The sequence below is a fragment of the Chryseobacterium sp. IHB B 17019 genome, assembly GCF_001456155.1.
Taxonomy (GTDB): domain Bacteria; phylum Bacteroidota; class Bacteroidia; order Flavobacteriales; family Weeksellaceae; genus Chryseobacterium.
In genome coordinates, this window is the sequence record NZ_CP013293.1 from 1,304,918 (window position 1) to 1,321,085 (window position 16,168).

Below are 16,168 nucleotides of genomic sequence, written 5' to 3' on the forward strand. Positions count from 1 at the left end.
CGATTTACAATATCATTCATATAGTTTCAGAGTTAGAATTTTAGCTCATTAAGGCACTGATTTTTTCAGTGTCTTTTTTATGAAAAGCAAATTAACTCTAAAAAAAGCGTGTCTGTTTGAAATGGGAATTTTTAATTCACGGTTTAGTTAAATATTTTACTGAATAATTGATAATTTACAAGCATTTTATTATTAATTTTAAAATATAATTTAAATATTTGCAGTTAATTATGATAAATTAAGAATATTTCGATACAGGATATTGCAGGATGCCCGAATTTTTGTAACGGTGTATTTTGGTAACATAAAAATTAATATATGTCTTTGATAGTTAAACACAAAAATATAAAGCGAATAGTGTTTCCGGCATTTATGCTTTCAACAAGTTTTGTCTGGGGGCAAGAGGCGGTAAATGATACTGTGAAAAATACGAAAGATATTGAAGAAGTGGTCGTTATCGGTTACGGAAAGGTTAAAAAATCAGATCTTACAGGATCTGTTTCTTCAGTTTCTGCAAAAGATTTAGCAGCTACACCGGCAATGAACGCTTTACAGGCACTTCAGGGAAGAGCTGCAGGTCTGAACATCGTGACCGCAGGTGGCGCTCCCGGAGCAGGCGCAAACGTTACAATCAGGGGAGGTTCTTCCATTACTCAAAGTTCTGATCCTCTTTATATTGTAGACGGTTTCCAATTAGACAACGCTTTGAATGTGATCAACCCTAATGATATCGAAAGTATCGATGTTTTAAAGGGAGCTTCTGCCATTGCCATCTACGGAGCCCGTGGTTCCAACGGTATTATTGTTATTAAAACCAAAAGCGGTAAAAAAGGAAGAACGGTTATCAACTACAATACTTTCATGTCGTTTGATATGCTTTCAAAAAAGTTGGATATGCTTTCCAATCCGGAACAATATGTAAAGTATCAGTACGAATTGGGAGTTCTTCAGTCTAAACCATCAGCGTGGAGTAATGTTTTTGATAATAATTTGGGAACAGATTCACCAGGGTTTTATTCCGGAGCTTATCAGAGAATTGTCAATCGCTACGGATCTGCTGCGGCATTAGACTGGCAGGAAAAAATGCTGGGCGGAACAGGTGTAACCCAGAATCACAACGTAAATGTTTCTGCAGGAAATGAGAAAACCCAGGCATTCATTAGTTATAATTACAATAAGCAAGATGGTTTGCTTCAAAACTTTAGCGAAACAAGAAATTCATTACGTGCCAATATCACTTCAGAATTGTATAAAGGAGTAAGAGTAGATTTTAATACAATGTTTACTAACAATTCTGTGAACGGGGGAGGAGCCTATTCAGGAATGAAAAAAATTCTTCTTCAGCCTATCACGGGAGGTACATTATTTACGCAGGATGAGTTGTTCAATACTCAGACTTTCCCGGATTTTTCAGCTTTAGATTCCGGTTTTGATACGGAAAATCCATACATTGAAACTCAGGCCTCAACCTCAAACAAACGTACAAGAACATTCGTAGCCAATGCAGGTATCGAATTTGACTTCCTGAAAAACTTCACATGGAGAACTGCCGGACAATATAGCTGGACAAACAGCAAGTCAACATCATTTTCTGATCAGAATTCCCGTGCGTTTCTTACAGATCCTATCAACACAGGGATCAACGGAAATATTGCCAATGCTGAGACATTCCGTTATCAGATCACTAATACTTTAAATTATAATAAAACTTTTGGAGAAAAACATAAAGTAAATGCTTTAATCGGGAATGAAATCTGGTACGAGGAATCTGAAGGAAGCAGCATGAGACTGACGAAATTCCCATATCCTAATTTCGGACTGGATGATATTGCAAACGCAACGGTAGCCGATAAAAATACAGACAGATCAAGCAACAGCTTACTTTCTTATTTTGCCCGTGTGAATTATAATTATGACAACCGTTATTTAATTACAGGGACAATACGTGCCGATGGTTCTTCAAAATTTGCAGAAGGTTCCAGATGGGGATATTTTCCATCTGTAGCGGGTGCATGGCGTGTTTCCCAGGAAAATTTCTGGCAGGGTCATAAAATCGATAAAATCGTTAATGATTTTAAATTAAGAATTGAATATGGGGTAACGGGTAACAATGGTGTCGCTAATAACTTGTGGAGAACCAATGTTTTACTTACAGATTATCCAATAAACAATACGCAGGGATATCCGGCATACGTGACAAGTACAAACTGGGGAAATCGTGATCTTCAGTGGGAAGAGCTGAGAACAACCAATATTGGTGTAGATTTAGCTTTTTTTAATAACAGGATTAAATTAACTTCCGAATGGTACAACAATAACGTAAGCAAAATGCTTTTCGAAAGTGTACTTCCCGTTTCTTCAGGATATTCAAGACAATATCAGAATATCGGTTCTATGAGAAACAGAGGGATGGAATTCACACTAAATACAGTGAATTTAAAATCAGAAAATTTCAGATGGACAACAGATCTTAATATTTCTTTCAATAAATCTAAAGTTCTTTCTCTTGAAGACGGAAGACAAGACAGACAGTTCAGTGTTGGTGGCAGCAGAACGGGTATGGTGACATATTATGCAACTGTAGGAGAAGAATTGGGAGATATGTATGGGTATATTTATCAGGGAGTCTATACTACGGATGATTTTACTCAAAATCCGGACGGATCATTAACCTTAAACCCGGGCGTTGTAAAACCTGCAACCGGAACTCCTAAACCGGGAGACATGAAATTTGCTGCTGATAATGAAGCAGGAGATCAGTTTACAAGAAAAATGCAGAAGATAGGAAACGGTACTCCGGATTTTATCGGGGGAATCAGTAATAATTTCTCTTACAAAGGCTTTGACTTGGCTGTATTTATGAAATTCAGCGTTGGTAATGATATTTATAATGCGACTAAACAAAGTTTAAGTCCATATGCAATGTTCCAGAATGTACCCTCAGAATTCGGAAACAATTATTATCATTTGATTGATCCTAATACAGGGCAGGCAACAACCAACCTTAACAGACTTAGAGAGCTAAACCCTGATGAAAATGCAAGACTTTGGAGCTTAAGCAATGCAAATACTGTAAATATCGGTTATCCATCATCATACTATGTAGAAGACGGTTCTTATCTAAGAGTTGCTCAGATAACATTGGGATATTCTTTTGCTAAAGAATTTTTGAATAAAGTGATGCTTACTAATGCCCGTATTTATTTTACCGTTAATAATGTAGCGACAATTACAGGGTACTCAGGTTATGACCCTGAAGTTTCGGCGGCAAGCGGAGTGACTGTTACACCTGGATATGACAGTTCTACATATCCTCGTTCGAGAAGCTATGTTCTTGGCCTTAATTTAACTTTCTAATATTATTTAAATCATGAAAAATATATATAAAACTCCAGTATTTCTAAGAAAATTAGTCATTCTTCCCTCAATTTTCGTCGCCGTTTTAGCGATGAATTCATGTAGCGATGATTTTCTGGATCAGCCTGCTTACAATTCATTGGATACAGAATCTGTATTTAAAAATATAGATACTGCAGAGATGTTTGTTTTGGGCTGTTACAGAGGTATAGTTCCAACTGAAATGTATTATCAGTTAGGAGCGGGAGACACGGTCACTCACTCTTCAGAAGATGGTTCTACAAATAATTCCAAATATAATATTGCCAACTATAAATATGATGCTTATACCCCGAATACGGTAACAGGAATTTACTCTGCGATGTATGCGGTTATTGAAAGAACAAATATTGCAGTAAGCGGACTAAGCAAAATGGAAGCAAGCACAAAACGTGACGCTTTATTAGCTGAAGTGAAAGCGATTCGTGCATTTTGCTATTATAATTTAATTCGTGTGTACGGAGACGTTCCTTCGGTTTTTAAACCTTTGGATGAGATGGATCCGAATGACCCGAATACATTATATCCAAAACGTACTTCAAGAGACGAAATTTACGATCATATCATTACCGATCTTCAGGAATCTGTAGTAAACATGCCGAATTTTGCTCAAAGCGGATACGCAACAACAGAACGTTTAACCAAACAGGGAACCAATGCCTTGTTGGCGAGAATTGCTCTTTATGCAGCAGGATATTCTCTTCGTTGGGACCTTAATACCGGAAGCGGTGCGATGATGTCGCGTCGTAGTGACAACAACAGAATCCAGCAGTTGTACCAGATTGCAGACAATGCCTGTGCCGCTATTATTAACGGAGGAACAAATTCTTTGGTTCAGGCTCAGGGCGGTAAAAGTGGTTTTGAAGCGTTGTGGTTCAATTTCTGCCAGAGAAAATTTTCAGTGACAAACTCAGAAATTCTTTGGCAAGTCGCTGAATATGGTGCAAATACAAACTCAGCTTTTGGAGTATATGCCAACGAAGGTTCCCGTGGAGGAACGTATGGATCAAGAAAGGCATTACAATTCATTCTTCCTAGTTATTATTTGTCTTTTAATCAGGGAGATACCCGTAGAGACGTTTCTTGTACTTCTTACAGTGTATATTTCTTAAATAATGGTAACGCAAGTGATACTTGGGTGAATGCCGGAACTACATTTTCATGCATCATGTCAGGTAAATTCAGAATGGGATGGTGTGTTGCGCCTCAGGCGGCGGATGCACGTAATTTAAATATCCCTATTTTAAGATATGCGGATGTTTTATTAATGTATGCAGAAACCCAAAACTATTTAAACGGTGGACCTACTGCTGCCGGAACAGCTGCTCTAATGCAGGTAAGAAACCGTGCAGGGATCGGAAGTGTACCGGCTCCGTCTGGTCAGCAGGCATTTGAAGATGCTATTGTTCAGGAGCGTAAATGGGAATTTGCGGGAGAGTTTAATCTTCGTACTGATTTGATTAGAATGAATCGTTTGGCAAGCGAGATTGAAGCTACAAAACAGGCGATGAAAAACTTATCAAACAAAGCTGGAGTCTATGCAAATACACCTGTTTACCGACTTTATAAACTTGAAAAAAATGCACAGATTTATGGTGATCCGTTTTTGGCATTAAAATATATTGAAATTACAAATCCTGCAGAAATTGCAGTCATTACTAATGTTCCAACGAATTCTACAGGCTTCGCAAGTTATCAGACCGCATTAAGAGCTATTGTAGTAGCCCACGGACAAGCCACAACAACGGATGACAAATGGTATCCTACGAATATGTTCCAGGCCTATAACAGTACATTCAACAGCAATGCAAAAAAGACAGCCGGATTTTTAGGAGGTGCTGCAGGCCAGCTTCAGATCGGTAATATTATCTATACCAAACCAACAGGTTCAGCAGAAAACGGAGGAACATACCCGAACTGGATAGAAGGTGGCGGAGACGGTCTTTTCTACGGATTTGTACCGAATAAAACAGAATTGTTGCCTTTTGCAGCGGCTTCTGCCGGTCATCCGTTGGTAGATAACCCAAATCTAAGCCAGCTTCCTGGATATTAATCAAATAATTTAAACATTAAGAATTTAACCGCAAAAGGCACAAAGTATTATTGAACGATTTAAATTTAACAATTTTGAAGACAAAGCTTGTAAAAGAATAAAAACCGTAGACTTTTTTAAACTTATGTCTTCTTGTTGTAGCTTAATGAGCTTAAATAAATAATGTTAATCTTTTGCATCTTTTGCGGTTAAATAAAGGTTTTAAACAAAAATATTAATCTATTAAATCTTCTTAATGGTTAAAATAATTTTTAAAAATCACATCATCACAAATCATTAATCACAAATAGCCATAATCAGATTGATATAGAATGAATTAAACTGAAACGTTAATTTATCTTTAAATACAGTATTTACCAGTATAGTACGGGATGCTGTAAAAAATATTACGATCTAATTTTGGTTAAAATTTAGAAATATAAGACAAACAATGGAAAAAGTAAAAACATTCAAATACGTAGACTATTTATGGGATGAAAACAAAGCAGCATCTTTGGGAAATGACCAGGTGGCTTTATTTTTATACCGCTCAAACATATTAGGAGCAGACTTAAGAATCACGAATTATGGAGGAGGGAATACAAGCTGCAAAACCATTGAAAAAGATCCGCTAACCAACGAAGATGTTGAGGTAATGTGGGTAAAAGGTTCAGGTGGCGACATCGGAACATTAACAAGAAAGGGAATTGCCGGATTATACACGGGAAGATTAAGAAACCTGAAAAACGTGTACCAGGGCTTGGCAGATGAAGACAGAATGGTAGGTTTATTCAATCACTGTATTTTTGATCTGGACAGCAAAGCGCCTTCTATTGACACTCCCTTGCATGGTTTACTTCCATTTAAACATATCGATCACCTTCATCCCGATGCCCTAATTGCAGTAGCTGCCGCAAAAGACAGCGAAAAAATTACCAAAGAAATCTGGGGCGACACAATGGGTTGGGTTCCTTGGCAGCGTCCGGGCTTTGATTTGGGGTTACAATTAGAAAAGTGTTTAAACGATAATCCGGGAATCAGAGGAATTGTTTTAGGAAGCCACGGATTATTCACCTGGGGTGACACTTCTTACGAATGTTACATCAACAGTTTGGAAGTTATCGAAATGGCCTCCGAATATATCGCTAAAAAAATCGAAGAAAACGGGCAGATTTTTGGCGGACAAAAAGTAGAATCTCTTCCCGCCGATGATCGTAAAAATAAAGCCGCTCAATTGATGCCTTTGTTGAGAGGTTTAGCTTCTTCTGAAAACAGAATGGTTGGTCATTTCACAGACAGCGATGTTGTGTTAGAATACATCAACAGCAATGATTTGGAGCGTTTAGCGCCACTGGGAACTTCTTGTCCGGATCACTTTTTAAGAACAAAAATTCAGCCTTTAGTGTTGACTTTAGATAAAAATGAAGATTTAAGTGATTCTAAAGCTATTTTAGAGAAATTAACTCCTCTTTTTGAGCAATACAGACAAGAGTACAAAGAATATTACGAAACTTGTAAACACCCAAACAGCCCCGCAATGCGTGATCCGAATCCGGTGATCATCATTTATCCGGGAGTGGGAATGTTCAGTTTCTCAAAAGATAAACAGACAACACGTGTTGCAAGCGAATTTTACGTAAATGCAATCAACGTAATGCGTGGAGCAGAAGCGATTTCTGAATACACTTCTTTACCAAGACAGGAAGCTTTCGACATCGAATATTGGTTGTTGGAAGAAGCAAAACTGCAAAGAATGCCGAAAGAAAAGCCATTGTCAAGAAAGATTGCGATCGTAACCGGAGCAGGCGGCGGAATCGGACAGGCAATTGCCGACAAAATGGTTCAGGAAGGCGCAGTCGTGGTTTTCACAGATTTAAATCAGGAAGCTTTGGATGCTGTTACAGAAAAATACAGCAAAGATCAGGCGGTAGCCGTTACTTGTGACGTGACTAATGAAGATGCTATTGCGAATGCTTTCAAAGAAACTGTTTTAGCGTTTGGTGGAGTAGATATTCTGGTTCATTCTGCAGGGTTAGCAATTTCTAAATCATTGGAAGATACCACAACAAAAGACTGGGATTTACTTGAAAATGTTTTGGTAAAAGGTCAGTTCCTGATCGCTAAAAATGGTGTGGAAATCATGAAGAAGCAAAATTTAGGCGGAGATATCGTAAATATAGCCAGTAAAAACGGTTTAGTTGCCGGTCCAAACAACGTGGCGTACGGAACTGCAAAAGCAGCTCAGCAACACATGACAAGGTTATTGGCTGCTGAATTGGCATCTGATAAAATTCGTGTAAATGTGGTAAATCCTGACGGTGTAATCGTTGGAAGCAAAATCTGGGAAGGAGCCTGGGCAGAAGGCCGAGCAAAAGCAAACGGAATTTCTGTTGAAGAACTCCCTGCATTTTACGCAAAAAGAAACTTACTAAACGAGATTATTCTTCCTGAAGATATCGCAAACGGAGTTTTTGCGTGTGTGGCAATTTTAGATAAAACGACAGGAAACATCATCAATGTAGATGGAGGAATGGCAAATGCTTTCCCGAGATAATTATTGATTAATATATTTTATTTGGGCAGCTTAATCCGCCCTCCGTTCCCGCTTTTTTGCTCGTCGTACCTCCTCACAAAAAGAGCTCCACTCAGGTCGGGCTGCGGGAGATTCGAAAGTAATTGAAGGTTCGAAATCAATATTTAATGCTAATTTTAATCAAACAATTCAACCTTGTCAAGGTTCAAAACCATGACAAGGTTAATTAAAAAATCAAATCATGATTATAGGAAAAGATATCATTGAACAATACAATAAAAGAGAAATTGAAAACTTTACGACAGATTTCGATTTTCTACAAAATAAATTAACAAAATCAGGAGCAAATGTTACTGAGATTATCAACAAAATTGCTGATTTTCAGGTAGCAATTCCAAGTTGGGCTTTAGGAGCCGGAGGAACACGTTTTGGAAGATTTTCTTACGGTGGCGAACCTTCTTCTTTGGAACAAAAATTAGATGATGTAGGGTTGATTCATGCATTAACACATTCTGCGGGAGCTGTTTCATTGCACATTCCTTGGGATATTCCAAGTGATGTGAAAGCAATTAAAGAAAAAGCGGTATCTCACGGACTTGTTTTTGATGCAATGAATTCCAACACTTTTCAGGATCAGGCCGGAGCTAAACATTCTTATAAATTTGGTTCTTTGAATGCTGTGAATGAAGATTCAAGAGCTTATGCCGTAGAACACAACAAAGAAGTCATTAGAATCGGAAAAGAATTAGGTTCAAAAAGCTTAACCGTCTGGTTGGCAGACGGAGCAAGTTTTCCGGGACAGTTGAATTTCCAGACCGCTTTATCAAACACTGAAAAAAGCTTAAAAGAAATCTACACAGAAATGCCGGAAGACTGGAAGCTTTTCATCGAATATAAACCTTACGAACCGAATTTTTATTCAACAACAATTCAGGATTGGGGAACATCGTTTATGCTAGCCAATGCTTGTGGCGAAAGAGCCTACACGTTGGTAGATTTAGGTCATCATTTACCGAATACCAATATTGAGCAGATCGTTGCAACCTTGATGTACAAAGGGAAATTGGGTGGATTCCACTTCAACGACAGCAAATATGGAGATGATGATTTAACGGTGGGTTCTATCAAACCTTATGCTTTATTCTTGATTTTCAATGAATTGGTGTACGGGATGGAAAATAATCCAAACAATCCTTATCCGGCTTGGATGATCGATGCAAGTCACAACATCAAAGATCCTTTGGAAGATTTATTACAGTCTCTGGAAGCTATTTTAATTGCTTATGCGACAGCACTTTTGGTTGATCAGAAAGCTTTAAAAGCAGCACAATTAAACAATGATGTCGTTGCAGCGCAGGATATTTTGCAGAACGCTTACAGAACAGATGTTCGTCCGTTATTAAGAGCAGCAAGATTGCAGACAGGTGCGGCTTTAGATCCAATTGCGGCGTACAGAAGCTTAAAGGTAAGAGAAAATTTAATTGCCGAAAGAGGTTTAGAAACCAAAGCCACGGGATTATAATCCTGTTTTAAAATTGATAATTTCAACTTTTGAGTGCAATCGAAAGTTTTTATTATATGTATCCTTATTTTTTTATCATTAAGGTTGAAAGTGTTTAGATGAGTAGGATTTTAAGCTTTGCTGCTTTAAGAAATAAGTGGATTTTTTTTTATTGCATCTTACTGTCTGAACACTCCTTAATGGTTAAAAAAAATAAACTATAAACACAAATAAACACTAATTTTAACACAAATTCACGAATGGTATTGTGCTATTAGTGGAAAAATATTAGTGCCATTTGTGTTTAAACTATAAAAAATAAATTCGTCACAAGAATGTCCAAAAAAAAGAAGGTAACCATAGTATTTGATATTGGGAAAACCAATAAAAAATTCTTTTTATTTGATAAAAATTATAAAGAAGTCGTTCGGGAATATACAGAATTACCGCTCACCACTGATGAAGATGGTTATCCTACGGAAGACCTTGCAGCCCTGCAAAACTGGATAAAAGATAATTTTAATGCCATTCTTGACAATGAAAAATATGAAGTAAAAGCAATCAATTTTTCTACTTACGGAGCGAGTTTTGTACATCTGGATCAGAAAGGGAATGTTCTGACGCCTTTGTACAATTACACCAAACCGATGGATGATGAAATTCTTGATTTATTTTATGAAAAACATGGAAGCAAGCTGAAAATTGCCCGCGAAACAGCATCTCCTCAGGCAGGAATGTTGAATTCTGGACTACAATTATTCTGGTTGAAATATAAGCATCCGGAAATATTCAAAAAAATCCGTTACAGTCTTCATTTACCTCAGTATTTATCATATTTGTTTACCGGAATTTGTGTGTCGGAATTTACTTCAATAGGCTGCCACACCAATTTGTGGGATTACGACAAAGCAGATTATCACGACTGGGTGTATAAGGAAGAAATAGATGCTTTATTGCCGCCAATTGTACCGACTTCGGCGAGTATCAACACTTCTTACAGGAATAAAAAAATTAAAATCGGCGTTGGAATTCACGACAGTTCTTCAGCATTATTGCCTTATATTTTAAGCAAAAAAGATCCGTTTTTATTGCTTTCGACAGGAACATGGAGTATTTCGTTAAATCCATTTAATGATGAAAGCCTTACCGGCGAAGATATAGAAAATAATTGCCTAAATTACATGCGAATTGATGGAAAACGTGTAAAAGCGTCCCGTTTTTTCATGGGAAATGAATACAAAATTCAGGTTGAAAAATTGTGCGCTTATTATGGAAAAGAATATGGTTTCCACCGGGAAGTGCAGTTTGATCAGGATTTGTATCTGCGTTTAATGAAAAATAAAAATATCTATTTTCGCTTTGAAGGAATTATTTTAAAACGAAAAATGATCAGCGAGACAGATTTAAAATCATTTGCTACTTTTGAGGAAGCATACCATCAATTAATGATCGAATTAATGGATTTACAGATTCATACCATCACCAATGCAATCGGAAATTCAGATATTAAAAATATTTATATCGATGGCGGATTTACAGATAATGACGTATTTATGAAACTGATGTCTCACCATTTTCAACATTACAATGTGATGTCTACACATTCTCCGCTGGGCTCTGCATTGGGAGCTTCGATGGTAATTTCCAATAAGAAAATAGACGAAACTTTTTTACAGCAGCATTATCAGATGAAAGTGCTTCAACCGTTAATTCTTAATTTATAAAACATGTCATTTCCATTTGATACCCGTTATGCTTCGCTTGAATTGTTGATCGAAAAGGCAAAAAAAAGAATGCCTCGTTTTGCTTTCGAATATCTGGACGGCGGTTGTAATGAAAACATCAACCGAGACCGAAATACAAGCGAACTAAGAGAAGTTTTGCTGCGTCCGCAATACCTGAACAATAATTATGCGGAAGCCAATATGGAAACGGAATTATTCGGGGTAAAATATTCAGCACCTTTCGGGATTTCTCCTGTCGGTTTACAAGGTTTAATGTGGCCCAATGCACCCGAAATTTTAGCAAAAGCAGCTTTTAAACATAATATTCCTTTCATATTAAGTACGGTTACAACAAGCAGTCTTGAAAGAATTGCAGAATTAACGGAAGGAAAAGCCTGGTATCAACTGTACCATCCGAGAGAAGAGTGGCTGCGTGACGATATTCTCGACCGTTGCGAAGCTTCCGGATATGACGTGCTGTGCGTGTTATCCGATGTTCCAACTTTTGGATACAGAGCAAAGGAAATCAGAAATGGTTTGGCAATGCCACCTCAAATTAATTTCCGAAACGTTTCTCAAGCTTTGGCAAGACCGGAATGGTGCTTGGAAATATTAAAACACGGCATTCCGAGCTTTAAGACGATGGAAAAGTACATGGACAAAAACATGAATGTGAAACAGCTGGGACAATTCATGAATTCTACTTTTTCGGGAAGATTAAATTCAGACAGAATAAAGGCTATCCGCGATAAATGGAAAGGAAAATTGGTCATTAAAGGCGTTGCTTCCGATGAAGATGCCGCTGAAGCAGTTCGGTTAGGGTTCGACGGAATGATCATCTCCAATCACGGGGGAAGACAGCTTGATGCAGGAGAATCTACGATTGCAGTCGTAAAAGAAATCAGTGAAAAATATAAAGATCAGATCAAAATAATGATGGACAGCGGCGTAAGAACCGGTCCGGATGTTGCCCGAGCGTTGAGCTGCGGCGCAGAATTTACCTTTATGGGAAGGACTTTTATGTATGCAGTCGGTGCTTTAGGCGATAAAGGTGGTGATCATATCATTGAAATGCTTAAAATGCAGTTCAGACAGGTGATGGAGCAGCTTTGCTGTGAAAAACCGGAGGATTTGCAGAACTTTAGAGTGAAGTGACTTTAACCACAAAAGTTACAAAAAGATTTAAATACATAAGTTATTAAAGTTTACTACTAAAACTACAAAGAAGAGCACATTCGCTTTTTGGAAATCTTTGATTTTCTTCCTGATGTGATCTTTTAGAAGTATTAATCTTTAATAACTTATGTATTTAAATCTTTTTGTAACTTTTTTGGTTAAATAAATAATTAAGCATTACAAAGAATCCCTCTGAATAAACTTAAAAACATTATTCACCTGTTCCTTTTTATTTTTCAAAATCATGTAGGCAGCAGATTCTCCCATTGCTTTGAAATCTGTAGTAATTACGGTAATTCCGAGTAATTCTTTAAGCGGAGTTTCGTTGTAGGAAATAATTCCGATGTCTTTGCCCAATTCAAGATTTTTCTGCCTGATTTGCTTCACCAAATTCACCAGATCACGTTCCCGGATGGTGATGAAAATATCTTTATCCTGCAATTCCATGTCGGGATAAATTTCATCGAGAATTTCATAATCAAGCTTAAAATCCTTACAAAACTTCTCAAAGCCACGTACAATTCGGAAAGGATAGGGATGGATTGATTTGTCGGGGTAAACCAGAATGATTTTTTCGTATTTTTTTATTTTGTCTAAGCCTTCTTTTAAAGCATTGTAAATATCATGTTCAAAATCCTGAAAAATAGAGCCATATTCTCCCGAAATATTAGGTTTGGTATTGTCTAGCAACAACAATTTGTTTTTAGGAATTTGCTCAATTATATCTAAAACTTCCTGTGTTGAGCTGGTATGTTTAGACTGTTCATCCCTGAAATGGGGCATGATCACATAATAATCAAATCCGCCCAGGTTCTTTTTTAATGAATTAATGAAAAGTGTTTCATCGCAGTGATAGATGTACATCTCAACATTACCTTTGGTACCGATTGCATTCACAAAATAGTTGTAAATCATCATTTTATAGGTGCTCGGTTTGTTGATCAGGAAGAAAATATTGATGATATCATTCTTATTGATACGAGAAATATAATAGCCCTTACCTTTTACAGACTCAATAATCTGCCTTTTTCGGAGCTCTTTATAAGCCTTTTCCACAGTATCTCTCGAAAGAAAACAGGATTCGCTGAGCTCATTAATGGATGGGATTTTTTCCCCGATTTGAATTTCTCCACCATCAATTCCATTAAGAATGGAGTCTACAATCTGCTTATATTTAGGAACTCTGGAATGTTCATTGATATATATTTCAAATGTTTCGGACATGACTTTTTTCGGTACAAGGATTTTCGTTTCAGTTAAGGAAACTAATTTATAAAAAATTAACTAATGATCATATATAAGTTGTAAATTTTATAGCTATCGAGGCTGAAAATTTATGATTGTTCAAAAATAAAGATAAATCCAAATATTTTTTCCTTTAAATATTTTCTCTGAATCTTCAAATTTTAAACCTTTACATTGATATAATAAAAAAAGCCTGTCCTTTTCAGAACAGACTTCAATTGATATGAATGTAAAAATTTTTAAGGCATTTTCTTAAAACCTTCTGCTTTTATTTTCCATGAACCATCTTTCGGAAAGCCGGGAAATTCGCCTTTAGAACTGTCCCAACCTTCCAGCATCATAGCAACGGTGGTCAAAACGCCGCCGTTTCCGGGAAGGTAAATACGCAGACGTTTATCCTGAAAATTATGACCATTTTTCAAATACGTATTGGTTTGAATATTCATAAAAAGGGCATCCAGAGCTTTGTTTGGAAGTCCCAGTCTTGCCGCATTCATCGCTGTCATCGGAAAATCCCAACCCCAGGTATGTTCCCAGTTCCACCTTTCCCAAACAATATCCAGGGTGTTTTTCATGATTTTCTTATCCAGTTTCAGGGATTCCGGAACCATTCCTAAAGCTCCGAGAACGGCAGGGTGATCAGTCATCCACTTTGGAAATATGAAAGAATCTTTTGCAGATTCGGTCGACAAATAAACACCATCCTGAATCGGAAGCGGGGCTAATTTTGTAATAACTTCATCCCATTTTTTATCTCTCGGCTGCCCCAATCTTTCCTTCCACTGTTGAGCAACTTTCAGTGCCCAATCCCAATACGCAACCTCATAAGTGGGGTTGTAAGTATCTTTCGCAGGGAAAACTTCCTGTGCGGGAATTACTCCTTTGCCTAAGTTATAGCGGTTTTTCTCTTTGTCATAATAAGCATAATCTGCCATAAAATCTGCAGTGGCAAAAATCAGATCCTTATATTTTTCCAAGACTTTTTTGTCCTGCTTGTCACGATATAAAAGTTCGGTCATATAGATGATGTGCGGCTGTTCCCAAATCAGGAATGCTGCTACAGAAGATGGACTTTCGTTTCCTTCATTGTCAGACATTTTGATCCATCGAACACCTTTATACCCCTGTCTTTCTGCTAATTTTTTTGCTTTGTCAAACGATCTGAAATAATAATCCAGTTGTTTTTCCAAAATCTCAGGTCTTCCCCATAAAGCGTAATGAACACCGTGCCACCAATGCATTTCTGTGTGTGGTTTTCCGTACCAGCTGTTGAATGTCAAACCTGTTTCCTGCGGCGGATTGCTTCCTCCGCACTGTACTTTTGTTAAATATTCTGACAATACAACTCTGCGTTCCAGTTCGTTTGCTCTAGGGTCTGTACTTCCTTCAAAATCAACGGCAGCGCCGCTTTTCCAGAAAGATTCCCATCCTGAAGTGCTTTCTTTTTCTGCGTCGGCAAATAACGTTTTACCGCTTTTTGGACTTTTAGATGAAAATTCTACACTTAATTCTATTTTTTTGCTTTTTGATGACGGTTCATACACAAAATAATGTTTTCCCGTTTCGCGTAATTTTCCATCTGTGAAATAAAATTGAGTATAATAATCAGCACTCTGCAATTGGTGTTCAATCAATCCCTGAGTTTGATTTGATGAAATAATTTTCGTTGTATGATCATTTTCATTTCCGTAAAAAGCAGCGTCATCCAGAAACTGTCCTGTTGGAGAAGGGTAGCGGGCGAAAACCTTTAATCTGTTTTGAGAAATTAAATCCGACTCAATTTTAACTCCAATTTTATCGGAATTTTGAAAAGAAGCGGTCCAGACTTTTACAGGTGTTCCGTCAAGTGAAAATTCACTTGTGATAATTCCTGTCCAAAGGTCAATTTTTTGATTAATATTGGTCAGGTCCGAAATTTTTGCCTTCTGACCGTCTTTTTTAAGCAGTTTAATACCGATATTCCCTAATTGCAGTCGGTGTTTGTTGACTCTGAAATACTCAACAGCTCCTTTATTTCGTTCGGGTTCTTTTAGTTGCACACTGTACATTGCTTTGCGGCCTTCATTGTTAAAATCGTAAGCTTTTAATGTCTCTTCAAACTTATAATCTTTAGTATTTGGAAAGCTGTTCCAGCCCCATTCAGACTGCGTTCCCAGGGAAACTCCGTTTTTGTAATATTCAGGGAACGACTGCATTCCGGTGATATCTACCGTATAAGCAAATTTTCCGTTTCCGACCGTTAAAGTCGATAAGGTATCAGCTTTTGTGTTGACAATATTATGCCGCTGAACAACCTTTTTTCGGTCTATTTTCTGAGCATTGAGAGAAGAAAATCCAATGCAAAAAAGACTCAGATATATGACTAATTTCTTCATTTTTTAATTATTACTTTATTACTTTATAGTTTTTTTTAACCGCAAAAGAGGCAAAAGATTTTATTATGATAAATAGATATTTAGAAGGAGACAAAATAGTAGAATAATATTTTACATTTTGTAAACTTTGTAATACTTTATTTTCAAATATTTCTTTTGAAGCTTTGCGGTAAAAAGCCTTCTAAT

The 16,168-nt window shown here is 37.1% G+C and carries 8 protein-coding genes; 6 read left to right on the top strand and 2 right to left on the bottom strand.

All coding sequences use genetic code 11. From position 1 onward, the window contains the following. Positions 1-318 precede the first annotated feature (318 nt). The 6 genes from ATE47_RS05935 to ATE47_RS05960 all read left to right on the top strand — a co-directional run bounded on the left by ATE47_RS05935 (position 319) and on the right by ATE47_RS05960 (position 12,341). Entirely contained in the window at positions 319-3,357 is a 3,039-nt protein-coding gene (locus ATE47_RS05935) for a SusC/RagA family TonB-linked outer membrane protein (protein ID WP_062161094.1), read from the top strand. 13 nt (positions 3,358-3,370) lie between these two features. Continuing rightward, positions 3,371-5,449 carry a RagB/SusD family nutrient uptake outer membrane protein gene (locus tag ATE47_RS05940; RefSeq protein ID WP_150114793.1) on the top strand — a complete coding sequence of 693 codons (2,079 nt, stop codon included), beginning with the start codon at positions 3,371-3,373 and terminating at the stop codon, positions 5,447-5,449. Between the two features lie 430 nt (positions 5,450-5,879). Continuing rightward, entirely contained in the window at positions 5,880-7,982 is a 2,103-nt protein-coding gene (locus ATE47_RS05945; RefSeq protein ID WP_062161096.1) for a bifunctional aldolase/short-chain dehydrogenase, read from the top strand. Positions 7,983-8,202: 220 nt separating this feature from the next. Beyond that, positions 8,203-9,483 carry a TIM barrel protein gene (locus ATE47_RS05950; protein ID WP_062161097.1) on the top strand — a complete coding sequence of 427 codons (1,281 nt, stop codon included), beginning with the start codon at positions 8,203-8,205 and terminating at the stop codon, positions 9,481-9,483. 314 nt (positions 9,484-9,797) lie between these two features. Then, positions 9,798-11,186, top strand: coding sequence for an FGGY-family carbohydrate kinase (locus ATE47_RS05955; RefSeq protein WP_062161098.1), 1,389 nt, complete (start codon positions 9,798-9,800; stop codon positions 11,184-11,186). 3 nt (positions 11,187-11,189) lie between these two features. Beyond that, entirely contained in the window at positions 11,190-12,341 is a 1,152-nt protein-coding gene (locus tag ATE47_RS05960; protein WP_062161099.1) for an alpha-hydroxy acid oxidase, read from the top strand. Between the two features lie 198 nt (positions 12,342-12,539). Here the strand turns inward: ATE47_RS05960 and ATE47_RS05965 are convergent, their stop codons facing one another. After that, entirely contained in the window at positions 12,540-13,586 is a 1,047-nt protein-coding gene (locus ATE47_RS05965; RefSeq protein ID WP_062161100.1) for a GntR family transcriptional regulator, read from the bottom strand. A gap of 260 nt (positions 13,587-13,846) precedes the next feature. Next, entirely contained in the window at positions 13,847-15,982 is a 2,136-nt protein-coding gene (locus tag ATE47_RS05970; protein ID WP_062161101.1) for a hypothetical protein, read from the bottom strand. Between the last annotated feature and the right edge of the window lie 186 nt (positions 15,983-16,168).